Origin of the sequence: Pseudooceanicola algae (genome assembly GCF_003590145.2) — a bacterium.
In the GTDB taxonomy this organism is placed as follows: Bacteria; Pseudomonadota; Alphaproteobacteria; order Rhodobacterales; family Rhodobacteraceae; genus Pseudooceanicola; species Pseudooceanicola algae.
On sequence record NZ_CP060436.1, the window covers coordinates 110,677 to 136,640 of the forward strand.

Annotated in this window: 30 protein-coding genes; 14 read left to right on the forward strand and 16 right to left on the reverse strand. The window is 65.4% G+C overall.

Features of this window, described 5'->3' with window-relative positions:
- Window positions 1-3 precede the first annotated feature (3 nt).
- Window positions 4-435, reverse strand: coding sequence for a hypothetical protein (locus PSAL_RS00480; RefSeq protein ID WP_119839131.1), 432 nt, complete (start codon window positions 433-435; stop codon window positions 4-6).
- Window positions 436-491: 56 nt separating this feature from the next.
- Complete coding sequence (locus PSAL_RS00485) at window positions 492-1,694, reverse strand: pyridoxal phosphate-dependent aminotransferase (RefSeq protein WP_119839130.1); 1,203 nt, start codon at window positions 1,692-1,694, stop codon at window positions 492-494.
- A 131-nt stretch (window positions 1,695-1,825) separates the two neighbouring features.
- On the opposite strand from PSAL_RS00485, the gene PSAL_RS00490 reads away from it, so the two are divergent.
- From PSAL_RS00490 to PSAL_RS00500, 3 genes are all read left to right on the forward strand, one after another.
- A complete protein-coding gene (locus PSAL_RS00490) occupies window positions 1,826-2,221 on the forward strand; it encodes a helix-turn-helix domain-containing protein (protein WP_119839129.1) in 396 nt (131 codons plus the stop codon).
- Window positions 2,218-2,490, forward strand: a complete 273-nt coding sequence (locus PSAL_RS00495; protein WP_119839128.1) for an FAD assembly factor SdhE — start codon at window positions 2,218-2,220, stop codon at window positions 2,488-2,490. Before PSAL_RS00490 ends, PSAL_RS00495 begins: the two co-directional genes overlap by 4 nt.
- A gap of 141 nt (window positions 2,491-2,631) precedes the next feature.
- Complete coding sequence (locus PSAL_RS00500; protein WP_119839127.1) at window positions 2,632-3,132, forward strand: MarR family winged helix-turn-helix transcriptional regulator; 501 nt, start codon at window positions 2,632-2,634, stop codon at window positions 3,130-3,132.
- Window positions 3,133-3,209: 77 nt separating this feature from the next.
- Here the strand turns inward: PSAL_RS00500 and PSAL_RS00505 are convergent, their stop codons facing one another.
- The 3 genes from PSAL_RS00505 to PSAL_RS00515 are packed head-to-tail and all read right to left on the reverse strand — an operon-like array spanning window position 3,210 to window position 5,097.
- On the reverse strand, window positions 3,210-3,920 hold the full coding sequence (locus PSAL_RS00505) for a DUF1194 domain-containing protein (protein WP_119839126.1): 711 nt from the start codon (window positions 3,918-3,920) through the stop codon (window positions 3,210-3,212).
- Window positions 3,908-4,708, reverse strand: coding sequence for a DUF1194 domain-containing protein (locus PSAL_RS00510; RefSeq protein WP_331274415.1), 801 nt, complete (start codon window positions 4,706-4,708; stop codon window positions 3,908-3,910). The genes PSAL_RS00505 and PSAL_RS00510 overlap by 13 nt, the downstream gene beginning before the upstream one ends.
- Entirely contained in the window at window positions 4,675-5,097 is a 423-nt protein-coding gene (locus PSAL_RS00515; protein WP_119839125.1) for a VOC family protein, read from the reverse strand. Before PSAL_RS00515 ends, PSAL_RS00510 begins: the two co-directional genes overlap by 34 nt.
- 205 nt (window positions 5,098-5,302) lie before the next feature.
- Between PSAL_RS00515 and thyX the strand changes: the two genes are divergently transcribed.
- From thyX to PSAL_RS00530, 3 genes are all read left to right on the forward strand, one after another.
- Window positions 5,303-6,208: an FAD-dependent thymidylate synthase gene (thyX, locus tag PSAL_RS00520; protein WP_119839124.1), complete on the forward strand. Its 906-nt coding sequence runs from the start codon at window positions 5,303-5,305 to the stop codon at window positions 6,206-6,208.
- A 100-nt stretch (window positions 6,209-6,308) separates the two neighbouring features.
- The gene (locus tag PSAL_RS00525; RefSeq protein WP_119839123.1) at window positions 6,309-6,710 is read left to right on the forward strand and encodes a DUF2177 family protein; all 402 of its coding nucleotides are present in this window, start codon (window positions 6,309-6,311) and stop codon (window positions 6,708-6,710) included.
- A 122-nt stretch (window positions 6,711-6,832) separates the two neighbouring features.
- Window positions 6,833-7,195 carry a hypothetical protein gene (locus PSAL_RS00530; RefSeq protein ID WP_231388567.1) on the forward strand — a complete coding sequence of 121 codons (363 nt, stop codon included), beginning with the start codon at window positions 6,833-6,835 and terminating at the stop codon, window positions 7,193-7,195.
- 256 nt (window positions 7,196-7,451) lie between these two features.
- Here PSAL_RS00530 and PSAL_RS00535 read toward each other — a convergent pair whose 3' ends face one another.
- Window positions 7,452-7,658 (reverse strand): cold-shock protein, encoded by a 207-nt coding sequence (locus PSAL_RS00535; RefSeq protein WP_119839122.1) that lies wholly within the window; start codon window positions 7,656-7,658, stop codon window positions 7,452-7,454.
- Window positions 7,659-7,852: 194 nt separating this feature from the next.
- On the opposite strand from PSAL_RS00535, the gene PSAL_RS00540 reads away from it, so the two are divergent.
- Window positions 7,853-8,167: an arsenate reductase family protein gene (locus PSAL_RS00540; protein ID WP_119839121.1), complete on the forward strand. Its 315-nt coding sequence runs from the start codon at window positions 7,853-7,855 to the stop codon at window positions 8,165-8,167.
- Between the two features lie 66 nt (window positions 8,168-8,233).
- Here PSAL_RS00540 and PSAL_RS00545 read toward each other — a convergent pair whose 3' ends face one another.
- The 4 genes from PSAL_RS00545 to PSAL_RS00560 form a co-directional block, all read right to left on the reverse strand.
- On the reverse strand, window positions 8,234-8,782 hold the full coding sequence (locus PSAL_RS00545) for a hypothetical protein (protein ID WP_119839120.1): 549 nt from the start codon (window positions 8,780-8,782) through the stop codon (window positions 8,234-8,236).
- Window positions 8,779-9,552, reverse strand: a complete 774-nt coding sequence (locus tag PSAL_RS00550; protein WP_119839119.1) for an HvfC/BufC N-terminal domain-containing protein — start codon at window positions 9,550-9,552, stop codon at window positions 8,779-8,781. Before PSAL_RS00550 ends, PSAL_RS00545 begins: the two co-directional genes overlap by 4 nt.
- Window positions 9,549-10,433 carry an MNIO family bufferin maturase gene (gene bufB, locus PSAL_RS00555; RefSeq protein ID WP_119839118.1) on the reverse strand — a complete coding sequence of 295 codons (885 nt, stop codon included), beginning with the start codon at window positions 10,431-10,433 and terminating at the stop codon, window positions 9,549-9,551. The genes PSAL_RS00550 and bufB overlap by 4 nt, the downstream gene beginning before the upstream one ends.
- Window positions 10,434-10,557: 124 nt before the next feature.
- The gene (locus PSAL_RS00560; RefSeq protein WP_119839117.1) at window positions 10,558-10,869 is read right to left on the reverse strand and encodes a BufA1 family periplasmic bufferin-type metallophore; all 312 of its coding nucleotides are present in this window, start codon (window positions 10,867-10,869) and stop codon (window positions 10,558-10,560) included.
- A gap of 175 nt (window positions 10,870-11,044) precedes the next feature.
- On the opposite strand from PSAL_RS00560, the gene PSAL_RS00565 reads away from it, so the two are divergent.
- Complete coding sequence (locus PSAL_RS00565) at window positions 11,045-11,704, forward strand: sigma-70 family RNA polymerase sigma factor (protein WP_119839116.1); 660 nt, start codon at window positions 11,045-11,047, stop codon at window positions 11,702-11,704.
- A complete protein-coding gene (locus tag PSAL_RS00570) occupies window positions 11,701-12,342 on the forward strand; it encodes an NrsF family protein (RefSeq protein ID WP_119839115.1) in 642 nt (213 codons plus the stop codon). The genes PSAL_RS00565 and PSAL_RS00570 overlap by 4 nt, the downstream gene beginning before the upstream one ends.
- Before the next feature lie 67 nt (window positions 12,343-12,409).
- Here the strand turns inward: PSAL_RS00570 and thrS are convergent, their stop codons facing one another.
- On the reverse strand, window positions 12,410-14,356 hold the full coding sequence (gene thrS, locus PSAL_RS00575; protein ID WP_119839114.1) for a threonine--tRNA ligase: 1,947 nt from the start codon (window positions 14,354-14,356) through the stop codon (window positions 12,410-12,412).
- 169 nt (window positions 14,357-14,525) lie between these two features.
- Between thrS and PSAL_RS00580 the strand changes: the two genes are divergently transcribed.
- Together PSAL_RS00580 and PSAL_RS00585 are read left to right on the forward strand one after the other, a co-directional pair.
- On the forward strand, window positions 14,526-15,800 hold the full coding sequence (locus PSAL_RS00580) for an MFS transporter (protein ID WP_119839113.1): 1,275 nt from the start codon (window positions 14,526-14,528) through the stop codon (window positions 15,798-15,800).
- Window positions 15,801-15,863: 63 nt separating this feature from the next.
- Window positions 15,864-16,622 carry an alpha/beta hydrolase gene (locus PSAL_RS00585; RefSeq protein WP_119839112.1) on the forward strand — a complete coding sequence of 253 codons (759 nt, stop codon included), beginning with the start codon at window positions 15,864-15,866 and terminating at the stop codon, window positions 16,620-16,622.
- 37 nt (window positions 16,623-16,659) lie between these two features.
- Here the strand turns inward: PSAL_RS00585 and PSAL_RS00590 are convergent, their stop codons facing one another.
- The 4 genes from PSAL_RS00590 to fsa all read right to left on the reverse strand — a co-directional run bounded on the left by PSAL_RS00590 (window position 16,660) and on the right by fsa (window position 19,918).
- Entirely contained in the window at window positions 16,660-17,364 is a 705-nt protein-coding gene (locus tag PSAL_RS00590; RefSeq protein WP_119839111.1) for a CDP-alcohol phosphatidyltransferase family protein, read from the reverse strand.
- Between the two features lie 48 nt (window positions 17,365-17,412).
- A complete protein-coding gene (locus tag PSAL_RS00595) occupies window positions 17,413-18,348 on the reverse strand; it encodes a tyrosine recombinase XerC (RefSeq protein ID WP_119839110.1) in 936 nt (311 codons plus the stop codon).
- 34 nt (window positions 18,349-18,382) lie between these two features.
- Entirely contained in the window at window positions 18,383-19,093 is a 711-nt protein-coding gene (locus tag PSAL_RS00600) for a DUF484 family protein (RefSeq protein WP_119839109.1), read from the reverse strand.
- A gap of 171 nt (window positions 19,094-19,264) precedes the next feature.
- On the reverse strand, window positions 19,265-19,918 hold the full coding sequence (fsa, locus tag PSAL_RS00605; RefSeq protein ID WP_119839108.1) for a fructose-6-phosphate aldolase: 654 nt from the start codon (window positions 19,916-19,918) through the stop codon (window positions 19,265-19,267).
- Between the two features lie 112 nt (window positions 19,919-20,030).
- On the opposite strand from fsa, the gene PSAL_RS00610 reads away from it, so the two are divergent.
- Window positions 20,031-22,277, forward strand: a complete 2,247-nt coding sequence (locus PSAL_RS00610; RefSeq protein ID WP_119839107.1) for a primosomal protein N' — start codon at window positions 20,031-20,033, stop codon at window positions 22,275-22,277.
- Between the two features lie 22 nt (window positions 22,278-22,299).
- Here the strand turns inward: PSAL_RS00610 and PSAL_RS00615 are convergent, their stop codons facing one another.
- Window positions 22,300-23,454, reverse strand: coding sequence for an MFS transporter (locus PSAL_RS00615; RefSeq protein ID WP_119839106.1), 1,155 nt, complete (start codon window positions 23,452-23,454; stop codon window positions 22,300-22,302).
- Window positions 23,455-23,650: 196 nt separating this feature from the next.
- Between PSAL_RS00615 and PSAL_RS00620 the strand changes: the two genes are divergently transcribed.
- Together PSAL_RS00620 and PSAL_RS00625 are read left to right on the forward strand one after the other, a co-directional pair.
- Window positions 23,651-24,889: an MFS transporter gene (locus PSAL_RS00620; protein ID WP_119839105.1), complete on the forward strand. Its 1,239-nt coding sequence runs from the start codon at window positions 23,651-23,653 to the stop codon at window positions 24,887-24,889.
- Window positions 24,890-25,019: 130 nt separating this feature from the next.
- A complete protein-coding gene (locus tag PSAL_RS00625; protein ID WP_119839104.1) occupies window positions 25,020-25,892 on the forward strand; it encodes a 50S ribosomal protein L11 methyltransferase in 873 nt (290 codons plus the stop codon).
- Window positions 25,893-25,964 lie beyond the last annotated feature (72 nt).

Below are 25,964 nucleotides of genomic sequence, written 5' to 3' on the forward strand. Positions count from 1 at the left end.
CTGTCAGTCCTTGTCGGAGTCCTGGCTTGCCGCTTCCTGACGGGTCATTGCATCGGCCCGTTTGCGCACGATCAGGCCGCGCAGGTCATGCATGGCCATCAACAGATCATCGGCCACGCCATCCAGTTCCTCGGGGCTGGCCTTGGTCTGGACCCATTGTGCGGTCAGGTTGATTGATTCGATGGTTGCCCGGATCTCTTCTGCCTGACGGGCGGCGAGAAGGGCGCGCCGCCCCACCATCCACTTGCGGATCACGGCGGTTTCCTCGTCGTCCAGCACGTGATCGCCCTGCGGCTTGATCTCTCCGTTGCGGATGTTCACGGCGGCGATCTGGTCCAGGCCAAGCCGCCTTTGCCGGTCGTCGCGGCCCACCCGAAACACGAAGGCTCCATTGTCGCGGATGCGGAAATAGAAATCGGGCAGGTCACTTGGCATAGGCTGTCCTTGTGGGAAAGAGCGCCCAAGTGCGGCGCGGCTCGGGTCCATTCAAGTTACGTCAGGGCCCGGCAGAAGTCCTGGATACGCGTGCAGGCATCCGTCAGGGCCGCATCCGACGTGGCATAGGAGATGCGGAAATTCGGGCTGAGGCCGAAGGCTGCCCCGAAGACAAGCGCGACGCCGGTTTCTTCCAGCAGCGCGATGGCAAAGGCTTCGTCGGTGTCGATCAGACGTCCGCCTGCGCTGGTCTTGCCGATCAGTCCCGCGATGGATGGGTAGACGTAAAAGGCCCCTTCGGGCACCGGGCAGGTGATTCCGTCGATCTGGTTGAGCATCGTGCAGACAATGTCGCGGCGCCGGATGAACATCTGGTTATTCGGCGCGATGAAATCCTGCGGCCCGTTCAGCGCCTCCACCGCCGCCCATTGGCTGATCGAACAGGGGTTCGTGGTGCTCTGGCTCTGGATCTTGCGGATCGCGGCGATCAGCGGCTCGGGGCCACCGGCATAGCCGATCCGCCAGCCGGTCATCGCATAGGCCTTGGACACGCCGTTCACGGTCAGGGTACGGTCATGAAGCGCCGGTTCGACCTCGGCCGGGGTGCAGAAGGTGAAATCGCCGTAGGCCATGTGCTCATACATGTCGTCGGTCAGCACCCAGACATGCGGATGGCGCATCAGCACATCGGTCAGCTCCTTCAACTCGGACCGGCTATAGCCGGCGCCAGTGGGGTTGGAGGGGGAGTTGAAGATGAACCACTTGGTCTGCGGGGTGATCGCCGCCTCCAGCTGATCGGGGGTGATCTTGAAACCGGTTTCCAGCGCGGCTGGCACGGTCACGGGCGTGCCCCCGGCCAGCAGGACCATATCGGGATAGCTGACCCAATAGGGTGCGGGGATCACGACCTCGTCGCCGGGGTTCAGCGTCGCCATCAGCGTATTGTAGAGCACCTGCTTGCCGCCGGTGCCCACAGTGATCTGCGCCGGGGTGTAGTCGAGCCCGTTGTCACGTTTGAACTTGGCGCAGATCGCGGCCTTCAGTTCCGGGATGCCATCGACGGCGGTGTATTTCGTCTTGCCGGCCTCGATGGCGGCAATGGCGGCGGCCTTGATGTGATCGGGCGTGTCGAAGTCGGGTTCGCCGGCGCTCAACCCGATGATATCCCTGCCGGTAGCCTTCAGTTCCTGTGCCTTGGTCGTCATGGCGATGGTCGGCGAAGGTTTGACGCGGGACAATGTGTCGGACAGAAAGGCCATCAGCCGGGACTCCGGTTTGTGTTTGCAGCTCGACCGTCTTAGGCTGGCCCCGTCAGCCGTTCAAGACGCAACGGCCGGTCCGCGCCCGCCGCGAGGTGGGATTGCGCAAAAGGCTCAAGGGAAGGACACCCATGTCAGACGATTGGTACAGCGCCGACAGCGCCACGTTCGGGGATCGTATCGAAGCGGCTCGGCTGGCCTCTGAAATGTCCCAGGGTCTGCTGGCCAAGCGGTTGGGGGTGAAACTGTCGACGCTGAAAAGCTGGGAACAGGATCTGTCGGAACCTCGCGCCAACAAGCTTCAGATGCTTGCCGGCTTGCTGAATGTTTCCCTGACCTGGCTGCTGAACGGTGTCGGCGAAGGCGTCGCGCCACCCGAGGATGGGGACGCCGCGCAGCCCGATCCCGGTGCCATGGCCGCGCTTGGCGAGATGCGCGAGATCCGCGCCCAGATGACTGGCATGGCCGACCGTCTGGCGCTATTGGAAAAGCGTCTCAGGACCGTGCTGAAGGAAACCGCCGAATGACCGAACCCTTTCCCGTCGGAGAGCCCCGCGAAACCCGTGTGAAACGGATGCGCATGCGCTCCATGCGGCGCGGCATCAAGGAAATGGACATCATCCTGATGCGCTTTGCCGATGCCGAACTGGACGGGCTGTCGGCTGCGGAACTGGACGCCTATGACGCGGTGCTGTCGCAGAACGATCAGGACCTCTACCAATGGGTCTCGGGTCAGCAGGAGGCCCCGGCCAACCTGGCGCCCATGCTGGCACGGATCGCCGCAGTCTCCGGCTGACAGGGCGCCAGTCGCGGGCGGAGCGCGGAGAGGCATGTTGCATGGGATGTTAACCATGGAACGGCCTATCCATTTGGAATTAACGCAATTTTCGCGAATCTAGGTCAATTTCTGCCCAAGTTGTTTTGGACGGAGACTTGGATGAGCATTCAGAACGCGATCGGACCCCGGCCGGTGCCGCCGGACTACCTGGTGGGCTACCTGGATACGCTGGCGATGGTCGAACGGCTGCACCGGCTTCTGCTGGATGTCATCAAGGATGAATTCGAACGTGTCGGCGTGTTGGAGATCAATGCGGTACAGGCGCTGCTGCTGTTCAACGTCGGCGATAACGAGGTGACGGCAGGCGAGCTGAAAAGCCGCGGCTATTACCAGGGCAGCAATGTCAGCTACAACCTCAAGAAACTGGTCGAGATGGGGTTCATGCACCATGAACGCTGCGAAATCGACCGGCGCTCGGTCCGCGTCCGGCTGACGCAGAAGGGCCGCGAGATCCGCGATATCGTCGCCGGGCTGTTCGAACGGCAATCCGAAGGGATCGAAAGCCGCAACGTGATGGATTTCGGCACGATGGAATCGGTGAACGGCTCTCTGCGACGGCTGGAGCGGTACTGGACGGATCAGATCCGCTACATCTACTAGGGGGCGTGTCCCTGCTGCGCCGAAGGCAGCCGGATGGCGCGACCCGGTGGCGGGGCTTGCGGCCTAATGGTGCCCGTTCAGGGTTCAGTAACTTGCGAGACGGCCAGCACCTGAAGCTCTCTGAGCAGTTTGCGCGCCATGGCGGCATGATAGCCCTCAAAGCCCAGGGCGGTTTCCACGAAGGCATCCGGTCCCCGCAACACATAGGCGCGAAAATAGGCAGAAAGCTTCTGGATCCCCATGCTCTCACCACCGCGCCCTGTGCCGTCCCCCGACCCGATGGCGAGCGCATTCACGGTGATCCGCCCCATATCGACGCTGGCAGGGTGGGGGCGGGTATTGTGGACCCCATCGCCCGAGACATCCAGAACCAGGCTCCAGCAGTCGTCCTGTGCATCCAACTCGCGCCGGGCAAAATTCATCGCCGCGCCGAGCGCCGTCGAAGGCTCCATCGCTTGCCGTTGGGTGTGTCGCAACTGGTCCTGCAGGGCGGCGATATCCCCCGGCGACCGGATGCTGCGCCAGGGGGCCAGGACGCGCTGATCCGCCGGGCCGCTCCATTCAAAGACCATCAGGCGGGCCGGGGCCCCGGGTATGTCCAGCAGCGCGCGCCGAACCTCGGACTCGCCCAGGGCTGCTGCCAACCCATCCAGCTGCAACCGGTATTCGTCCGCGTCGACAGAGCCGGAGACATCCAGCCCGAGCGCCAAAGCCTTGCGGCAGCTTTCGGCACTGGCAGGGGCCACACTGGCGGCAAGGGTCGCCAGCAGCAGGGCTATCCGCAGCATCCGGGCGCCTTGATCTGGTCCGATCCGATCTGCAGATCGTTGATTTCGCGGAAAAGCTTCAATCCCATTGCCTGGCCGAAATCCTCGAACCCCCGGGCGATTTCCAAAAAGGCGCCAGGGCCGTGCAGAACCTGATCGCGATAGAAATCATACACCCCGTCATCGGGCCCGAGGATCGCCAACCCATTGACCACCACACCGGCAAAGGGGAAATTCGCATAGGCCAGATCAGGCCCGAAGCCTTCGTTGTTGATGCCATCCCCCGACAGGTCCAGCACCGCGCGGTCACATTGCGGGGCACGGGTCAGCATCCCGGCCCCGAAGCCAAGCGCATAGCCCGAGGCCGTCGGAAACCCGGTATGGCTGCGCTGCGCCGAGGCGATTTGGCTGGCGGCCCGCATCAGGTCGCCTTCGCTTCGAAGAAGGGTCCAGGGCAGGATGATTGCCTGTTGTTGCCGCCCGCTCCATTCATAGGCCGCCAGCGCCACGGGACCGCCACCGTTCAGCACCGCCTGACGGATTTCCGGCAACAGCAGCGCGGCCGCCAGCCCGTCGCGTTGCAGGACGTATTCTTCGGCATCAACCGACGCCGAGACATCCAGCGCCAGTACCAGGGCAAGGCGGCAAGGCGCCTCGCCTGTCTGTTCCTGCGCCTGCACGCCATGCGAGCACAGCATGGCCAGACAGCCGCCCACCAGTGCCAGCCCGGCCCGCGCCAGGCATGGCAGGGGCCGGGTCCGACGGGGCGCGCCGCTTACCAGTGGCCGGTGTTTTCCATGCTCACCCACGGTTCTGCCGGTTCAAGATTCCCCTCCTGCAGCAGTTCGATCGAAATATTGTCCGGTGAGCGCACAAAGGCCATGTGGCCATCGCGCGGCGGCCGGTTGATCGTCACACCTGCGTCCATAAGTTTCTGACAAGTCTCGTAGATATTCGCGACCCGGTAGGCGAGGTGGCCGAAATGCCGGCTGTCGCTGGGCAGTTCGTCGTCACCGTCCCAATTCCACGTCAGTTCGACCGGGCAGTCCTCCTGCCCTTCGGGGGCCATGAAAACCAGCGTAAAGCGCCCGCCTTCGTTTTCAACCCGGCGGATTTCCTTCAGGCCGAGCAAGTCGTAGAAGGCCATGTTCTCTTCCAGGTTCTTGACCCGGACCATCGTGTGCAGATACCGCAGCATTCCCGATTTTCCTTTCCAGTCTTTCGTCCCTCGGGCGGCTTGGCCTGCGGGACGTTTTGGTCTCTGAAAGCAAAGGTAGCAGCCCGACCGGCCATGTCGATACGTCAAAATTCGGCGCTGGCGGCCCTGTCGATGCCGTGCGCGGTTTTGCCTTGCGACCTTACAAGATAACGTAGCCCGAAATGTGACGTGAAAGGATTCGCCCATGCCGCTTTCCCCCGAACAGCAGGCCGAAATCGACGCCTTGCGGGCCGAACCGATGCCCACCCTGCGCGCCACCGTGCCGGGGATCGAGGCGCATCTTTACAAGGCGGTGCCGCTGCTCGACCATGGGTTCGTGCGGGTCATCGACTACATGGGCGACGATTCCGCGATCTGTCAGGCGGCGCGGGTGTCCTACGGCAAGGGCACCAAGTCGGTGCAGAACGACGAAGGGCTGATCCGTTACCTGATGCGGCACTGGCATTCGACCCCCTTCGAGATGTGCGAGCTGAAGCTGCACGTGAAACTGCCGGTCTTCGTCGCGCGCCAGTGGATCCGCCACCGCACGGCCAATGTGAACGAATATTCCGCGCGCTATTCGATCCTCGACCGGGAATTCTACATTCCTGAACCCGATGCCCTGGCCGCGCAGTCGGCGATCAACAACCAGGGGCGCGGCGAGGCATTGCAAGGCGAAGAGGCCGCCCGCGTGCTGGAATGGCTGAAGACCGACGCGATGCGCAGCTATGACCACTACGCCGAGATGATTTCCCAGGACGGCCAGCAGGGTCTTGCGCGCGAACTGGCGCGAATGAACCTGCCGGCGAATATCTATACACAATGGTACTGGAAGGTCGATCTGCACAACCTGTTCCATTTCCTGCGCCTGCGCGCGGATTCCCATGCGCAATACGAGATCCGCGTCTATGCGGATGAGATCTGCAAGCTGGTCGCCGATTGGGTCCCCTTCGCCTACAAGGCCTTCGAGGATTACCGCCTGGGCGCGGTCACCATGTCGGCCCAGATGGTCGATTGCCTGCGTCGGATGCTGGCCGGTGAAGAGGTCACCGAAGAAAACTGCGAGATGAGCAAGCGCGAGTTCCGCGAATTCAAGGCGATGCTCGGCTAGGCCCGCGCGGGGCGGCTAGCCTGATCCGGCCCGGAAATTCGGGTCGAAGTGATCCGGGGCTCTCCTTGTCGCGTAGTCTCTGAAACATCCGGAGACAGCCATGCAGATCCTGACCCTATATCTATCCACGGCCATCCTTTTTCTTGGTCTTGATGCCGTGATGCTGAAACTGGTCATGCGACCCTTGTTCGAGGCCCGTCTCGGCAATCAGCTTCTGGAGGATCCCAGGCTCGGTCCGGCGGGGATCTTCTACCTGTTCTATGTGGCCGGGCTGCTGTGGTTCGTGTCGCTGCCCGCCTTGGCCGAAGGTGGCATGGCGCGGGCCTTCTGGGGTGGGGCGCTGCTGGGGGCCATGGCCTATGGCACCTACGAGTTCACCAATTTCGCGACGCTGCGGGCCTGGGACTGGCGCATGGTGATGGTCGATCTGACCTGGGGCACGTTGTTGACCGGCCTGTCGGCAGCCCTTGGTGTCGGCCTGGTGGGGCGGTTGTTCCCCTGAGCTATTCATGCGGGACACGACCGACCCGGGTCGCTTTTGGCAGTTCCGCGATTCCCGTTCGGTAAATTGTCATGAATCTGTTACACTGCTGGGAAACTAGATCCGAGCAGACGAGCAGACATGTGAAACGCCTTCTGATCCCGATCCTTTGCGGCCTCTGGGCCGCGCCGGTGTTTGCCGCCTCGCCGATCGCCGAGGTGGTCTGCGACAGCCGCGCCGCGATGGAACAACGTCTTGTCACGCGGCTGGGCAGCACGCGTCAGGCCACCGGCCTGCGTGGTCCTGAACAGGTGATGGAGGTCTGGACGGATCGCAGTGGCGATTGGACGCTGGTGGTCAGCTATGCCAGCGGGACCTCCTGCATCGTCGCCATGGGCGAGGCCTGGGAAAACACGGCGCAGACATCGGCAGAGAAGACATCCGTGGCGGAACCGGGTGCGGATGACGCGTCAGATAGGCTGCCGGTCGAAAAGGATCCGGCCTGACGGCCCGGGATCCGTGGTTGGCCCCCAAACCGCCCTGGGGCGGAAGGATCTGAATCAGGGGCGCGTGAACGCCCCTGCGCAAAGCTGTGCGGGATTGCCGGAAAAGCCGGTTTCCGGCGGGATCGGGGCGCGTCAGGGCCGCTACGCGCCGAAATCTTGCAGGCCGTGACCAGAGCCGCCGGGACAGCACGCCGCCTGCCGCCGTTTCAGGACCCCCCGTTCAATATGAGGCGCCCCTGACTTGACCTGACGGGGGTCAGAGCAGTTTCAGATCTCCGGCCATCTGGCGACCGTCGCGACCTTCTGTCAGTTCGTAATCCACCTTCTGATTGTCCGCGAGACCGGTCAGCCCCGACCTTTCGACTGCGGAAATATGGACGAAAACATCCTTGCCGCCGGTTTCGGGTTCGATGAAACCGTACCCTTTCGTCGTATTGAACCATTTTACGGTGCCTACAGGCATTCCGTCTCTCCTCTTGCCGTTTTTCCCTGCAATTCAGGGCACTTGCCGCAGGGTGCGCGGGGTCCCGCCGAACCGGAACCGGGCGACCTTGCCACATGGTCAGGATTGCATTGCATTTGTAAAAAGCAAGCAAAACACGGGTAATGCTGCAGCACAGCACATGATTTGGGCGAAGTGATGCAATGGGGGCAAGAATGATTATCTACGGCATCAAGAATTGTGACACCTGCCGCAAGGCACTGAAAGAGCTTGGTAATCCAGAGCTTGTTGATATTCGGCACGATGGGCTGCCGGAAAACCTGTTGCGCCGCGCTGCCGAAACATTCGGCAACGACTTGCTGAACCGGCGATCCACGACGTGGCGTGGCCTGTCCGAAGACGAACGCGCCGCGCCGATGGAAGACCTGTTGCGCGCGCATCCGCTGTTGATGAAGCGGCCGCTGATAGAGGCGGGGGACAGGCTCTACCTCGGCTGGACGCCACAGGTGCGGGCGGCTCTGCTCGGGTAGGGGATTGCTGACCCCATGGCAGACTGTCCTGCGAAGATGCGGGACACGCGCGGGCCCGGGACAGTCCTAGCGGGCGGGCTGCGCCTTTGGCACATGGCGGAACAGCAGCCGGTCCAGCGACAGGGCACCGCCGCCCAGGATGCCGGGCACCAGCAACAGCATGACCCAGAGCGCACGCTGGTCAAGGATGATGCTGCCGGGATCGCGGTCGAACCATGCCCCGAGACTGGGCGCATCGGCGATCAACCCGTGGCCGTAGAGGTCGGTCAGGGTCTGCACCAGGATGAACCCGATCATCGCCAGGCTGGCAGGACGGCTCAGCAATCCCAGCAGGATCAGCATGGGCAGCAGGAATTCCGCCCAGGTGCCGCCGAGGGCAATGGCGCCTTGCAGCCAGCTCATCTGGCTGGCGTCGTAGCCGACCGCTTCGAAGGCTCGCGGAAAGATCTGCCCGTAGGCGCCGGCGCTCAGGTGCAGGAAGCCAAAACTCCCGTCGCCGATCTTGGTCAGGGCCGAGGCCCAGAAATAGCGCAGCAGTACGGCGGCAAACAGGAAGCGCGCCAGAAGCGGCAGCAGCGGGGTCAGCCGGGCAAGCGGGGCGGTGGGGTCGGTCATGGCAGGGTCTCCGCATTTTGGGGATGCTCGATGGTCACCCCGGTCACCGCCCTGGCGGCCAGCAGGCGGGACAGGAGGTCGGTGAACGCGGCAACCTCGGCATCATCTGTCAGCGCGACGCCGGCGGGGGCCCCGTCCAGCAGGGCGCGCAGCAGGCGGCTGGCCGATGGCGTCAGCGGCGTCGGGACGGGGTCGAAATCGGGGCGGGTGATCAGGATGTGCTGGGCGGCCGCGCCCGGTTGCGGCGCATCGGCTTGCCAGGCCTTGCGCCAGATGTCGTGCAGCGGCCAATCCGAGGTCAGCAGCCGAAGCGACGGGGCAAAGTGCAGGCGGGCGCTGGCCAGATCCTCGGGCGACAGGGCGGCCAGGTGCGCCGGGTCAATGGGCGCCGCATCGGCGGCGTGATAGGCACTGCGCAACGCGAGGTCGAGCCGGGCGATATCGGGCAGCCAGGGCATGCTGTCCAAGGCCCGCTGCGCTGCCAGATAGTCGGGCAGCGCCGCGCCGTAGCGAAAGATCCGTTGGTCGCGGGGCGGGTGGGCGCGTAGGAACGGCTGGGCCAGACGATGCAGATTGGCCTCTCCGATCAGGCGGCACAGGGTCGGAAAGCCTTCGACCAGTGCTCCGGCAAGGCTGCTGGCGACATTGTTGCGATAGACGTCGAAACGCCGCCCCGCAGCGCCGCCGCGTCCATCCCCCAGCCCTTCGGGCACCGGACAGGTGGGGTCCAGCAGGGCCGCGCGAAAGGCGGATTGTTCCGGTGCGCTCATGACAGGCACAACGCCGGCGTGGGCGCGGCAAGGGGACGGACCTGCGCCAGCGCCGCCTCTGCGCGCTGCGCCTCTGCCAGCAGTGCGGGCCAGTCGGGCACATCGTTGTCCCATTCAATCAGCAGCGGTTTGGGTCCCGACGCCGCGAGCACCCGGTCGAGCAGCGCCCAGACCGGGTCCGCGACGGGGCAACCGTGGCTGTCGATCAACAGGGGGTGGCCCGCTCCGTCGTCCTGCGTGTCATGGCCGCCAAGGTGGATTTCGCCCACGGCCTCCATCGGGATCGCGTCGACATAGGCTTGCGGGTCGAGATCGAGGTTCACCGCCGAGACAAAGACATTGTTCACGTCCAGCAACAGCCCACAGCCGGTGCGACGGGTCACTTCGCGCAGGAAATCGGTTTCCGACATCTCGCTGGCCTTGAAGGCAAGGTAGGAAGACGGATTTTCCAGCAGGACCGTCCGGCCAAGCGCCTCTTGCAGCTGGTCGATGTGGTGGGCGACGCGGGTCAGGGTCGCCTCGGTATAGGGCAGGGGCAGCAGGTCGTTCAGAAAGGCGCTGTCATGGCTCGACCAGGCCAGGTGTTCGGAAAAGCTGGCCGGTTGCAGCCAGTCGCACAGATGGCGCAGGCGGGCCAGGTGGTCGCGATCCAGCGGGGCTTCGCCGCCGATCGACAGGCCGACACCATGCACCGAGATCGGGAAATCCTCGGCCAGCTGGCGCAGTTGGGCCAGTGGGCGGCCACCGTCGCCAAGGTAGTTCTCGGCGTGGATCTCCAGCCAGCCGACCGGGGCGGGCCCGGCCAGGATGTCGCGGTAGTGCTGCGCCTTGTAACCGACGCCGGGGGTGGCGGGCAGGGCATTGCGGCGGGGATCGGACATGGCGGGCTTCCTTGCGGATGGGACGACCGGGTGGGTGGCAGGTCGGGGCAGAGTGTCGAGTAGGGATAAAGGTGGGGGCGCGGCGCGCGCAGGTGCGGTGCCCGCGCCGCGCCCCCTGGCGGGCTTAGCCCTCCATCGGCAGATCGCGATCCAGGGCGTCCATGGACCCCATGCGGGCATGGCCATCAGCCATCGCGGGCAGTTCGATGTCCATGCAGGTGCCGGCGTCGACCAGGGTCCAGGCATTGCCCTGGTAGTCAACTTTGGAGGTGCCGGCGCAGGTGGTGCCGGGACCGGCGGCGCAATCGTTTTCGCCTGCCAGGGAAACGCCGTAGCATTTTTCCTTGGCCATATCCTGGGCGTGGACGGCGGTGGTGCCGGCCAGAGCGGTGGCAAAGGCGCCTGCGACGGCGGCGAACTTGAGGGTGTTGGACATGGTAATGCTCCCTTTGGGGGTCAATGGTTTTGGCAGGACGACCGTCATGGCCTCCGTGCTTCTCCATTCGCGGCGGAGCGGAAAAAATTACAGCCGTCACGAAACCGTGAATGAATTGCGGAAAATCCCACTATCGCTGTAACGTCCGGCCAGAGTTCCGCGAATGGAGCAGGGAATGAGCGAACGTAATGCCCTCTGGGGTGACCTTCTGAGACGTGCGAACCGGGGCGATGCTGCGGCCTATGCGCGTTTCCTGACCGAGGTCGCGCCGGTGATGCGCAACATCGTGCGCGCGCGCAGCCCCGGTGCTGGCGTGGAAGAGGTCGAGGATATCGTCCAGGAGGTGCTGCTGGCCCTGCATGCCAAGCGCCATACCTGGCGGGACAGCGACCCGGTGACGCCCTGGCTGTATGCCATCGCGCGCTACAAGACCGCCGATGCGGCGCGGCGGCGGCGCGGGGGCGGGGCCCATGTGCCGATCGATGACCTCGCCGAGGTCCTGCCCGATGAAAATTCGGGTGATGGGACGGCGGCGGGGGATCTGACCCGGTTGCTGGACGGGATCGACGACCGGTCGGCCGGGATCGTGCGCGGAATGGGGGTGGAAGGCGAAAGCGCCGGTACCATCGGCGCCCGGCTGGGGATGAGCGAAGGCGCGGTGCGCGTCGCCTATCACCGCGCGCTGCAACGGCTGCGCCTGCGGGCAACCGGGCAGGACCCGCCGGGAGGGGCCCAGACCGGGGTCGCGGCAAATGCCGTCCCGCCCCGCGACGGGATCAAGAGAAGGAAGATGCGGCGCCCGCGGCCCGATCATTTGGACGAAAGAGGCAGATGAACACCGAAGACCTGATCCAGAGCCTAGCCGCCGAACCGGCCGCACAGCGCGGCGCCGGGCCCGAAGGCCGTCTGCTTCCCTTGCTTCTGGCCGGGCTGGCAATGACGGCGGCGATCTACTTTTCCTTTTACGGACCGCGCCCCGGCCTGATGGCCGTGCTGGGCGATCCGATGATCTCGGCCAAGACACTGCTGCCGCTGCTGCTGGGCCTTCTGGCGCTGGCGCTCGCGCTGCGCTCGGCGCGACCCGCGCAGCCCTTCGGCCTGCCCGGCGCGGTGATCTGGGCGGTGCCCATGGCGGCGGCGGCGTTGTTCGTGCTGGCCTATCTGACGACGGATCCCGCGCAGCGGATGACCGGGTTCATCGGCGGGTCCATCATGGTCTGCCTGCCCTCGATCCCGCTGCTTTCGCTGCCCATCCTTGCGGGGATGATCGCCGCCCTGCGGCGCGGGGCACCGGTGCATCCGGTGCGGTCCGGGGCGCTGGCCGGGCTGGCGGCGGCTGGTCTGGCCGCGGCGATCTATTCGACCTTCTGCACCGAGGACACGCCGCTGTTCTACGCGGTCTGGTACAGCACCGCCATCGGCATCGCGACCGGGATCGGCGCACTGGCCGGGGCACGCTGGCTGCGCTGGTAAGGCCCTGGACTGAGACACCAAAAAAGGCGCCCGGTGGGGCGCCTTTTTCATATGGTTCGCAAGGGTCTCAGCGCAGGTCCGGCGGTGTGATCTCGGCGGCGATCTGGGCGACAATTTCATCCAGCGTCTGGATCTTCGTCTGCTTCTCGCCAAGACGACGGGTCGAGACGGTGCGATCCTCGACCTCCTTCATCCCGCAGGCCAGGATATAGGGCACCTTGCCGACCGAATGTTCGCGGACCTTGTAATTGATCTTTTCGTTGCGCAGGTCGGCTTCGGCGCGGATGCCACGGGCCTTCAGGGCCGCGACGACCTCGAGGCAGTAGTCATTCGCATCGGTCACGATCCCGGCGACAACCACCTGTCGCGGTGCCAGCCAGAGCGGCAGCTTGCCGGCGTGTTCCTCGATCAGGATGCCGATGAAGCGCTCGAACGACCCCACCACGGCGCGGTGCAGCATGATCGGGTGGTGCTTTTCACCGTCCTGCCCGATGTAATGCGCCTCGAGCCGCTCGGGCAGGTTCGGGTCGACTTGCAGCGTGCCGCACTGCCAGTCGCGCCCGATGGCATCGGTCAGCACGAACTCCAGCTTCGGGCCATAGAAAGCCCCTTCGCCGGGGTTCAGCGTGTAGTCGTACCCGGCCGCCTTGCAGGCATTGCCAAGCGCGGCTTCGACCTGATCCCAGCTTTCCTCGGTGCCGACGCGCTTTTCGGGGCGGGTCGACAGCTTGACGCTCCAGCTTTCGAAACCGAGGTCGGCGTAAATCTTGGCGAGGAATTCGATGAACTTCTTCGATTCCGCCTCGATCTGGTCGACGGTGCAGAAGATATGCGCGTCGTCCTGCGTGAAGCCGCGCACCCGCATGATGCCATGCAGCGCGCCCGAGGGTTCGTAGCGCGCGCAGGAGCCGAACTCGGCCATCCGCAGCGGCAGGTCGCGATAACTTTTCAGGCCGTGGTTGAAGATCTGCACGTGGCAAGGGCAGTTCATCGGCTTCAGCGCGTTGATGGTCTTTTCGCGCGCGTGATCCTCGTCCACTTCGACGATGAACATGTTCTCCTGATAGTTGCCCCAGTGGCCGGATTGTTCCCAGAGCTTGCGGTTCACCACCTGCGGGGTGTTGACCTCGACATAGCCATCCACCCGCTGCTGGCGGCGCATGTAATCCTGCAGCTCGGTATATATGGTCCAGCCGTTGGGGTGCCAGAAGATCTGGCCGGGGGCCTCTTCCTGCATGTGGAACAGGTCCATCTCGCGGCCCAGCTTGCGGTGATCGCGCTTGGCGGCCTCTTCCAGCATCAGCAGGTGGGCCTTCAGCTTTTCCTTGCCGGTGAAGGCCACGCCGTAGATCCGTTGCAGCATGGGGCGGTCGCTGTCACCGCGCCAGTAGGCACCGGCGACCGACATCAGCTTGAAGGCATCGGCGGGCACCTGGCCGGTGTGCTGCAGGTGCGGGCCGCGGCACAGGTCCTGCCAGTCGCCGTGCCAGTACATCCGCAGCGGCTCGTCGCCGGGGATGCTTTCGATCAGCTCGACCTTGTAGGGTTCACCGCGGTCCTCGTAGTACCTGATTGCAACATCGCGATCCCAGACTTCCGTGCGAACCGGATCGCGAAGATTGATGATCTCCTTCATCTTCTTCTCGATCTCGCCAAGGTCCTCGGGCGTGAAGGGCTCGGCCCGGTCGAAATCGTAGTACCAGCCGTCCTTGATCACCGGGCCGATGGTGACCTTCACGTCCGGCCACAGCTCCTGCACGGCGCGGGCCATGATATGGGCAAGGTCGTGGCGCACCAGTTCGTTCGCGGGGCCGTCGTCCTTCATCGTGTGGATGGCGATCTGCGCGTCGGCCTCGATAGGCCATTGCAGGTCCCAGTGCTGGCCATTCACGCTGGCGGAGATCGCCTTCTTGGCCAGTGACGTGGAAATGCCGGCGGCCACTTCGGCAGGCGTCACGCCAGCCGCGTAGTCGCGCGCATTGCCATCGGGAAAGGTGAGTGAGATCTGGGACATGTCTGTCCTCCTCGTCAGTTTGGCGCCCACGGAACGCCCGGTTGCGGGTTATGTGTGAAAGGCGAATTGGCAGAGGAGGGGACCCAAGTCAAGCTTTCGGGGGTTGGGATCAGGCAGTGGCGCGGCCTGCGCCGGTGTCCAAGGATGATGTCAGCCCATAGCGGAGCCCATGAGCCAAGCCGAACACACCCCCCGCAGCCGTGAAACCACCCTGTTCGCCCGCCTCTCGGGTGGCGGAGACCCCGACGCCACCGAATCCGCCAACGGGCTGCGCATCGCCGCCTCGCTGTCGATGACCAAGATCAGCGACGGGCTGATCGACCCGAAGCTGGTGCTGAGCTGGTTGCTGTCGGCACTTGGTGCACCGGCGGTCTTTGCCGGGGCGCTGGTGCCGATCCGCGAAGCCGGCGCGCTCTTGCCGCAGATCCTGCTGGCCGGGGCGATGGGGCGTCTGGCGCGCAAGAAATGGATGTGGGTGGCGGGCGCGGCCCTTCAGGGCGTCGCGGCGTTGCTGATCGCCCTTGCCGGTCTGGGGCTTGAGGGCAGCACAGCCGGGGCCGCCATCTGTGCCGCGCTGGCCCTTCTGGCGCTGGCGCGGTCGGCCTGTTCGGTTTCCTTCAAGGTTGTTCTGGGGCGCAGCGTCGAAAAGACCCGACGCGGGGCGATCACCGGGATCGCGGGGTCGCTGGCCTCGGGTGCGGTGGTGATCTTTGCACTGCTGCTGATCTCGGGTCTGTTCGAGGCGCGCGGTCCGGTCCTTGCCGCAATCACCCTGGCCGGAGTCCTTTGGCTGGCGGCGGCGGGCCTTTTCGCCACCCTGGACGAAGAGCCGGGCAAGACCGGCGACAGCGCCCCGCCCCCCATCCTGGGGACCCTGCGCGAAGACCCCATGCTGCGGCGTTTCATCCTGGCGCGGGGGCTTCTGGTCACGACCGCTCTGGCCCCGCCCTATATCGTGATGATCGCGGGCGGAGAGGGCGGTGCGGTGCTGGGCCAGTTGGGCGCGCTTGTGCTGGCCTCGGCGGCGGCAAGCTTTCTGGCCTCCTACGTCTGGGGGCGCCTGGCCGACCGGTCGTCCCGCTGGGTGCTGGTCATTGCCGGGGGGCTCGGGGGGCTGGCCATGGCAGCCATGCCGGTGTTGGGCCTTCTGGGACAAGCTGATAACGCCTGGGTCGGACCGGCGGTGCTGTTCGTGCTGATGCTGGCCTATCACGGCGTGCGGCAGGGGCGATCCACCTACCTTGTCGACATGGCTCCGGAGGATAAGCGCGCGGCCTATTCCGCGGTCGCCAATACGCTGATCGGCTGCATCCTGTTGCTGGCCGGGGCGCTTGGCGGCAGCCTGTCCCTGCTGGGGCCAGAGGCCGCGCTGGCGGGCTTCGCCGCGCTATCGGCCCTTGGCGGCGGACTGTGCCTTGGCCTGCGCGAGGTCGAGACGGCCTGATATTGCGCGCCTCCTGCTGCCATGCCATGCAGGGGCGGCAAGCAGGAAAGAGGCCCGGATCATATGAGCGACGCAGAACGGATCACCACGCCCCAGGGACGCGAACTGGCTTATCACAAGACCGGAGGCGCGGGCGACACCCGCCCCGGCGTGGTCTTTCTGGGCGGGTTCAAATCCGACATGCAGGGCACCAAGGCGATCTTTCTGGAAAGCTGGTGCGCCGGGCTGGGCCTGCCGTTTCTGCGGTTCGATTACTCCGGGCATGGCGAAAGCTCCGGTGCCTTTCTGGACGGCTGCATCGGGGATTGGGCCGAGGACGCCGAATTCGCGATTTCCGAATTGACGACCGGGCCGCAGATCCTTGTCGGGTCCTCCATGGGGGGCTGGATCTCGCTGCTGATGGCGCGACGGTTGGCAGACCGGGTTGCCGGGCTGGTGACCATCGCCGCCGCCCCCGATTTCACCGAAGACAGCATGTGGGCCGGCTTCGACAAGGCGCAGCGGCTGGCACTGGAAATGGTGCAACAGGTCTCGCTGCCCTCGGATTACGGTGAACCTTACGTGATCACCCGCCGCCTGATCGAGGACGGGCGCGATCATCTGGTCCTGCGCGACCCGGTGCCGCTGGGCTTCCCGGTGCGCCTGCTGCATGGCACGGCGGATACGGATGTGGCGATGTCGGTGGCCCTGCGCTTGCTGGACAAGGCGGTGGGCGAGGACATCCACCTGCGCTTCGTCAAGGGCGCCGATCACCGCTTTTCGACGCCGGAATGCCTGTCGCTGATCGGCTCGGCCATCGAAGAGGTCCTCGCGCGGCAGTGATCCGCCGCGCGGCCTGCGCCAGACGTATTTATCCCGACTAGGCTGTGCGTTTGCGCTCGGGAATGATTTGCTGGGCGATACCGACGACCAGAAGGTAGAGGCTGACCAGGATCAGCGCGCCTTCGATCCAGCCTGGGGTGGCGAAATTCATCAGCGTCGCCACAAGCGCCAGCACGACCCAAAGCGTGGCCAGCGGCAGCGACAGCTTGCGCCAGCGCCGCGTACGTACGGGGTGGATGAATTTCAGCGGCAGGAACATGGCGACGGTCAGCAGCAGGATCAGCCCGACCATCGTCGGCCAGGGCGGTTCCACCGCGAAAAAGACCAGCACAACCATGTTCCAACACCCCGGAAAGCCGGAAAAGCTGTTGTCGGCGGTCTTCATCCGCGTATCGGCGAAATAGATCGACGAGGCGAAGGCGATGACCAGCACGCCGAACCAACCGGTCCAGCCCGGCAGCAGCCCGGATTGATAAAGCGCGAAGGCCGGGATGAAGACGTAGGTCAGGAAGTCGATGATCAGGTCCAGCAGCACGCCGTCGATCTGCCCTGCGTGGGTCTTGACGTCGTAGCGGCGGGCCAGCGGCCCGTCGATCCCGTCGACGGCGAAGGCGACCACCAGCCAGAGATACATGACCTCCCAGGCTTCGTTGGCGGCGGCGATGATAGCCAGCATGGAAAAGATCGCCCCGGTCGCCGTCAGAAGATGGACCGAGAATGCACTGAGGATCTGCTTGTTCATGGCGCGACTAACGCACAGGCGGTCAGTGGGTGCAAGCATGCCTACAGTTCAGCCGCGGGGATGCGCCTTTCGGTAGACATCCATCAGGCGGGCGGAATCCACCGCCGTATAGGCCTGTGTGGTGGCCAGGCTGGCATGTCCCAGCAGCTCCTGTATCGCGCGCAGGTCGCCGCCGGCGTTCAGCAGGTGTGTGGCGAAACTGTGGCGCAGCGCATGGGGCGTGGCCGAAGCCGGCAGGCCCATCTGTGCACGGGCCTTGGCCATGGCGGCCTGAATGGTCCGGGGGGCAAGTGCACCGCCCTTGACGGCGCGAAACACCGGCGCGCCCGGTTCCATGGGCCAGGGGCAGAGGTCGAGATAGACCTCGACCGCGCGGCGGGCCGGGGCGATCACAGGCACCACGCGTTCCTTCTGACCCTTGCCGAGAATGCGCAGACTTTCGCCAAGCGGCAGGGCCTCGGCCGTCAGGGAAAGTGCCTCGGAAATACGCAGGCCGCAGCCGTAGAGCAGGGTGACCACGGCGATGTCACGGGCCGAGATCCATTGCCGCGCATCCTGTTCGCCGACCTGCGCCAGTATCTGCGCGGCATCCGCTTCGGCCAGCGGGCGGGGCAGCTTGCGCTGATATTTCGGGGATCGTGCCGACAGCACCGCCGTCGCGTCGAACCCTTCGCGATCCGCCAGCCAGCGATAAAAGCTCTTGACCGCGCTCAGCTTGCGGGCAAGGGAGCGCGGCCCGACGCCGGAGGCACGGGACCGGGCCATCCAGGCGCGCATGTCACTGACCCCGACACGGGCCAGCGCCGCCATGCCCTGTGTCCCGCCTTCATGCAGGGCGATGAAGGCCAGAAATTCGCCCAGGTCACCGCGATAGGCCTCGACCGTGCGGTCGGACCAGTCCATCAGGGCGCTTTGCGTCTCCAGCCAGGTTTGCAGCGCATCCCGTGCCGCCGGAGAAATCGCAAGGCTGCCTTCGGCGCTCATGCCGCGCAGTTCTTGGGATGGGCAGGGCATTGGGTCATGTCAGGAAACGACGCATGCTCCGTTCGATCATGCCACCGAAGAAGCCCAGCAGTTCGGTCCCCTGCGAGGGCGAGAACTGATCGTCGTCGATCGAGCCGAGCACCAGCAGGCCCGGCAGGCGTTCAGACCCGAAATCAAGCCGCAGGCAGGCTTCGGACCGCATCGCGGCGGCTTGCGAACCATAAAGCCGCTCTGGCGCCTGCGACAGATGCCGCAGGACCACACGCCGCTCGGCAGAGCTGCGCGGGCCTTCGATGTAATCGGCGACGAAACCGGGTTTCACGATCTTCAGCACCTCGCCCAGACGGCGGATATTGGGATCTTCTTCCTCGTGGCGCACGGTTTCCACCACCAGCTTGATGAAATCCACGTCCAGCGTCTTGGCCACGTCACTGCCCAGGGCGCGCAGGAAGCCGTCGAATGTTTCCTCTTCCAGCAGGCGCAGGGTGGCGCGGTGGATCAGGTTGGTGCCCGCGACGTTTTCATAGGCGGCGGCGATGACGGTGCGATGGGCGTCCTCCAGCCGGTCGAGGCGCGCTTCGAGCCGTTCCATCGCGACGCCGCGCAGGTCGACGATATTGCTGCCCATGGCCTTGTCGTTGGCCGCGATCAGGGCGCCCATGATGTCACGGTCTTCGATGATGTCCTCGGGGCGCGCCAGGATACGGTCACGCAGGGTCTGGTCCAGTTCGGGAGTGCTGCTCATCTCTGCCTCTTTGTGCATTTTCACCAGATTAGCAGAGATTGTTCATATGTTGGGGGTTTTTTGACCGCCCCCTGCGCGGCGTCACTTTTTCGCCACCCAAATCAGTTGGCCAGACGCAAAAAAGGCCCGGCCTTTCAGCCGGACCTTTCCCATTTTGCAAAGCCTGCGGGATCAGAGGATCTTGATGCCCGCATCCTTGATGTCGGCCAGGAAGGTGGCCAGGCCCTTGTCGGTCAGCGGGTGGTTGGCCAGCGACTTGATGACGGCGGGCGGGGCGGTCATCACGTCGGCACCGACGCGGGCGCAGTCCAGCACGTGGTTCGGCGTGCGGATCGACGCGGCCAGGATCTCGGTGTCGTAGCCGTAGTTGTCGTAGATGATCCGAATGTCCTCGATCAGCTCCATGCCGTCGATGTGGATATCGTCAAGCCGGCCGATGAAGGGGCTGATGAAGGTCGCGCCCGCCTTGGCCGCCAGCAGCGCCTGGTTGCCCGAGAAGCAGAGCGTCACGTTGACCATCGCGCCGCCGTCCGACAGCACCTTGCAGGCCTTCAGCCCGTCGAAGGTCAGCGGCACCTTCACGGCGATGTTCTCGGCGATCTCAAGCAGCTTGCGGCCCTCGGCGATCATCGTCTCGGCATCGGTTGCGGTGACTTCGGCGGAAACCGGCCCGTCGACCAGGTCGCAGATCTCCTTGGTGACTTCCAGGATGTTGCGGCCCGATTTCTTGATCAGCGACGGGTTGGTCGTCACGCCGTCCACCATGCCAAGGGCGTTGAGCTCGGCGATGGCCTCGATATCGGCGGTATCTACAAAGAACTTCATGGGGACCTCATCCAGCTGGGGGGATTTATGGGATTGGAATTTCCTTGCCCCGGATTTACCCGATAGGGTGAGCCTCCGAAACCCCTATCCGTTACCGCAATCACTACCGGACATGAGCGCCTTGGCCGATCACCCGACAGATTCGCAACCTGCCTACGCCGCCCCGCAACCGCAGGGCTGGTACGACGAAGGCACGCTGGTCGCGGTGCTGACCACCCAGCCGCTGGACCGTACGCTGGATTACCGCGCGCCCGAAGGCGGCGTGGCGGCAGGGGCCTTCGTGCAGGTGCCGCTGGGGCCGCGGCAGGTGATCGGCGTAGTCTGGGGCAAGGGGCAGGGCGGTTTCGACCTGAAGAAGGCGCGCGCCATCACGCGCATCCTCGATGTGGCCCCGATGCGCGAGGAAATGCAGGATTTCCTGATCCGCGCCGGGGAATACACCCTGACCCCGCTGCCGACCATGCTGCGTCTGGCGACCCGCGCGCCGGGCCTGTCGGACCCGCCTTCGATGCGCAAGGTCTATGGCCTTGGCCCCGCGACGCCCGACCGCATGACAGAGGCCCGGACCCGGGTGCTGGCCGTGCTCGAGGATTTCGGCGGCGCGGGGTTCACGCTGAAGGAGCTGGCCGAGGCGGCCGAGGTCAGTGCCTCTGTCATCAAGGGGATGGTGGCGCAGGATGCGGTGCTCGAACTCGAAGCGCCGCGCGACACCGCCTATCCGCGCCTTGATCCGTCCCTGCCAGGCAAGCCCCTGACCGACAGCCAGACCCGGGCGGCCGATCAGCTGCGCACCGCCATTCAGGGCGGGACCTATGGCACCACACTGCTGCGCGGCGTCACCGGATCGGGCAAGACCGAGGTCTACCTGGAGGCCGTGGCCGCCTGCCTTGCCAAGGGCCGTCAGGCGCTGGTCCTGCTTCCCGAGATTGCCCTGTCGGCGGAATTCCTGACGCGGGTCGAACAGCGTTTCGGCGCCAAGCCGGTGGAATGGCATTCCGGGGTCACCATGACTGAACGGCGCCGGGCCTGGAAGATGATCGGGCAGGGTGGTGCGCAACTGGTGGTGGGCGCGCGGTCGGCGCTTTTCCTGCCGTTCCGCGACCTTGGGCTGATCGTCGTGGATGAAGAGCACGACAGTTCCTACAAGCAGGAAGACGGCGCGCTCTACAATGCGCGCGACATGTCGGTGCTGCGCGCCTCGCTCGCCGGGGCGCAGGTGGTGCTGGCCTCGGCGACGCCCAGCCTGGAAACCTGGGTGAATGCGAAGGCCGGGAAATACGCCCGCATCGACATGACCGACCGCTTCGGTGCCGCGGTCCTGCCAGAGATGCGCGCCATCGACATGCGGGCCGAGGCCCTTTCGCCGGGGCGCTGGATCTCGCCCACCCTGCAACAGGCGGTGCGCGACCGCATGGCGGCGGGCGAACAGGCGCTGCTGTTTCTGAACCGGCGCGGCTATGCGCCCGTCACGATCTGCCGGGCTTGCGGGCATCAGGTGCAATGCGATCATTGCGACGCGCGGATGGTCGAACACCGGTTCCTGAAACGCCTCGTCTGCCACCAATGCGGCGAAAGCAAACCGATGCCCACCGAATGCCCGTCCTGCAAGGTGGAAGGCAAGCTTTCGGCCGTCGGCCCCGGCGTCGAACGCCTGACAGAAGAGGCGGCAGAGGTCTTTCCCGAGGCCCGCATCGCGACGCTGTCCTCGGATCTCTTCGGTTCGGCCCGGGCGCTGAAGCAGGCGGTCGGGGTGATCGCCAATGGCGGCGCGGATATCGTCGTGGGCACACAGTTGGTGGCCAAGGGGCACAACTTTCCGCTGCTGACCCTGGTCGGGGTGATCGATGCGGACCTTGGCCTGCACGGGTCGGATATGCGTGCGGCCGAGCGGACCTTTCAGCTGATGCGCCAGGTCTCGGGGCGGGCAGGCCGGGCGGATCGGCCGGGGCAGGCGCTGCTGCAGACCTGTCAACCCGACCACCCGGTGATCCGCGCCATCCTGTCCGGCGCCGAAGAGGATTTCTGGAACGCCGAGGCCGAGGGGCGCGCGGCCGCCGGGATGCCGCCCTTCGGGCGCATGGCCGGGATCATCCTGTCGGCGGAAAAGGAAGATGTGGCGATGGCGGCGGGCGTGGCGCTGGCGCGGGCCGATCAGCCGCTGCGCCTTGCGGGCGCGGTGGTTTACGGCCCCGCACTGGCCCCGATTGCGCGGGTGCGCGGCTGGCACCGGGTGCGGATGTTGGTGAAGGCCCCCAAGGGGGTCGCGCTGCAACGCGCCCTGGGCGAATGGATCGCCGGGGTGCGCCTGCCCAAGGGGCTGCGCCTGTCGGTGGATGTCGATCCGCAAAGCTTCTACTGACGGCCAGGGCCTTGCGCGGGTCTTACGGTTTGCGCGACAGGATCGGCGCCATGGCCGCGACGCAAAGCGCGACACCCCCCAGCAATCCGAAGGCCAGCCGCAGCGAGGCCCATTCCGAGATCTGCCCGATCAGCGTCGGCCCCAGCAGCATCGCGCCATAACCCAGGGTCGAGACACCGGCGATGGCCTGTCCAGTCGGCACCTCCGGGTCGGCGGCGGCGCGGCTGAAGGCCAGCGGGATCAGCGCGGCATAGCCCAGCCCGGTCAGCACGAAGCCCAACAGCGCCGCTGGCCCCGTCGCGACCCCCACCGCCAGCGCCAGCCCGAGGGCGGCGGTCAGCGCGCTGGCACGGGCCACGATCACGGGGCCGGCGCGGGTGATCAAGCGGTCCACCACCAGACGCATCGCCACCATGGCCAGCGCGAACAGCGCATAGCCCAGAGCGGCCGGCGCCTCCGCCATGCCGGTGACTTCGTGCAGGAAGACCGCGCTCCAATCGGCCATGGCGCCTTCGCCAAGGCCTGCGGCCAGCGCAAAGATCCCGACCGGCACCAGGGCACCACGTGGCACGGCGAAGACCGGCGGGCGGCGACGAGGGCCGGTTTCGGGCGCTGGTGTGCGGCGCACTCCGACCGCGCCGCGCATCATCGGCCAGAGTGAAGCGAGGGCCAGGGCCGAGACCAGCGCGAAATGCGCCGCCACCGACAGGCCAAGCGCCGTCGCCCCGAAGCCGAGCGCCGCACCCGCCCCGGCCCCAAAGCTCCACATCGCATGGATCGAGGACAGGACCGACCGTCCCATCTGCTTTTCCACCTCGGTCGCCCAGGCGTTCATCGTGACATCCATCGACCCGTGGCTGGCCCCGAACAGCGCCAGAATGACCGCCAGGCCCCAGGGTCCCGGTGCCAGACCGATCAGCACCAGCGTCGCAAGGTAGGCCAGCGCGCACCAGGAGGTGACCCGCGCCGCGCCCAGCCGGTCGGACAGCCGTCCGGCCAGCGGAAAGGACAGCAGCGCACCGATGCCCATCACAAGCAGGTATAGGCCGAAGCGACCATTGCTCAGCTCATGGGTCTGCATCACAGCCGGCACCCGCGCCGCCCAGGATCCGATGAGCATCCCGTTCAGGGCAAATGCCGCAGCCGCGCTGCGCCAGGGGGTCAGAAAAGATGTCATTGGGGCTCCGTTGCCCGCGAAATCGGGGCTGATCTCTGGTGACGGTTTGTCGCCCCGGGCCGATGCCGGGCGCAAAAGGGGTGGGTCGATGTCAGGCTAGCGGGTTTTGCCGCCTGCCGAAATCCGAGACCCGGATGTTCATTTTTGTGCGAAGAATTATCTGTGCCTGTCCTTGTCCTGTCGCTAATGGAAAAGGATGAGAATGTCCCGCCCCCTGTCCGAAGCCCATGCCCAGCCGTTCTGGCGCCGTCCGGTCGCCCTGCTGGTGCTGATGGCCGTGGCACAGCCGATTTCCTTTGCCACCTGGTCGGCGCTGCTGAACAACTTCGTCATCGGCGCGGTGGGGTTCGACGGCCATGATATCGGCTGGTTGCATACAGTTCGTGAAATTCCGGGCTTTCTGTCCTTCGGGGTGATCTTCGTGCTGCTTTTCGTGCGCGAACAGGTGCTGGCGGTGGCTTCGCTGTGCCTGCTGGGGATCTCGACGGCGCTGACGGCCTATTTCCCTTCGCTCGGCGGCATTCTGACGATCACCTTCTTCAGCTCGATCGGCTTTCACTACTACGAGGCGGTGAACCAGTCGTTGCAGCTGCAATGGCTCAGTCGGGCCGAAGCACCGCGGGTGCTGGGCAAGCTGATGGCGGTGGGATCGGCCGCGACGCTGGTCAGCTATGGGCTGATCGTGCTGTTCTGGGATGCGCTGGGGCTAAGCTACAATATCGTCTTCATGACCGCCGGGGTGGTCACCACGCTGCTGGCCGTTGCCGCCTATTTCATCTACCCGCAATATGAGGCCCCCAATCCGCAGCGCCGCGAGCTGGTCCTGCGGCGGCGCTACTGGCTGTATTACCTGCTGCAATTCATGGCGGGCGCACGGCGGCAGATCTTTGTCGTCTTCGCGGGCTTCATGCTGGTCGAACGCTTCGGCTTCGACGTGCATCAGGTGACATCGCTGTTCCTGATCACGCTGGTGGCCAACATGGTGACCGCGCCGATGATCGGCCGCGCCGTGGGCCGGTTCGGGGAACGCCGGGTCCTGGTCTTCGAATACACCGGGCTGGTCATCGTCTTTGCGCTTTACGGGGGCATCTATGCCTTCGGCTGGGGGCTGCTGCTGGCCTCGGTGCTCTACGTGATCGACAACCTGTTCTTCGCCATGGCCATGGCGCTGAAGACCTATTTCCAGAAGATTGCCGACCCCGGCGATATCGCCCCCACGGCGGCGGTCGCCTTCACGATCAACCATATCGCGGCGGTCTTCCTGCCGGCGGCACTCGGCTACCTCTGGCTGGTGTCGCCCGGTGGGGTCTTCTTCCTGGCGACGGGCATGGCGGCGGTGTCGCTGCTGCTGGCGTTGCTGGTGCCGCGCCATCCCGAACCTGGGCATGAAACCGTGCTCTCCCCGTTGCTGGCGCGGATCAAACCGGCCGAGTGAGGCCCCAGGGGCGCGTTCCGGCGCGCCCGTCCCCGATCAACGCCGATCAGGCGCTGCCCATGCTGTCCAGCTTGACGCCCGGCATGCTTGTCTCTACCCCGCACGGGATCCCGTCCCTGCGAGGTAAGCCATGCCCACCTATACCGCCTATACAACCCTGACGAACAAGGCCGATGCCGAAGCTCTGGGCGAGGCGATGGATCGCCTGATGCCCGAACCCTACGGCATCGGGGTCTTCGAGATGGAAGATGGCTCCGGTCTGTGGGAGGTCGGCGGCTACTTCCACGAAGCGCCCGATCCCGCTGGTCTGGCGCTGCTGTCGGTGATGAACAATGCCAAACCCTTCGTGGTATCGGAGCTGCCGGAAACCGATTGGGTCGCCAAGGTGCGCCGCGATCTGGCGCCTGTCGAGGCAGGCCGCTTCTTTGTCTATGGCTCGCATGATGCCGACAAGATCCCGCATGGCGCGGTACCGTTGCTGATCGAGGCCGCGATGGCCTTCGGGACCGGCCACCATGGCACCACCCTGGGCTGCCTGAAGGCGCTGGACCGCTTGGACAACGAAGGCTTCCAGACCGAACGCACCGCCGACATCGGCTGCGGCACGGCGGTTCTGGCGATGGGGGCGGCGGCGATCTGGCCGGGCAAGCCCGTGGCCAGCGACATCGACCCGGTTGCGGTCGACGTGGCGGTGGCGAACCTGACGGCCAATGGCATGGAGGGATCGGTCACATGCATCGAGGCCACCGGCTTCGATCACCCGGAGCTTGCCGCCGGCGCGCCCTATGGCCTGATCTTCGCCAATATCCTGATGGCGCCGCTGATCGGGCTGGCGCCGGATATCGCCGCCCATCTGGAACCGGGCGGCTATACCATCCTGTCCGGCCTGCTGAACGAACAGGCCCCTTCAGTGCTGGAGGCCTACCAGGCCCAGGGGTTCAAGCTGCATTATTCCGAACAGATCCGGGAATGGACCACGCTGACCCTGCAAAAGGCCGTCTGATCACACAGATCCCGGCGCTTTCCCCGCCCTCCGGACAAGAAAAAACCGCCCCGGCCTGGCCGGAGCGGTTCT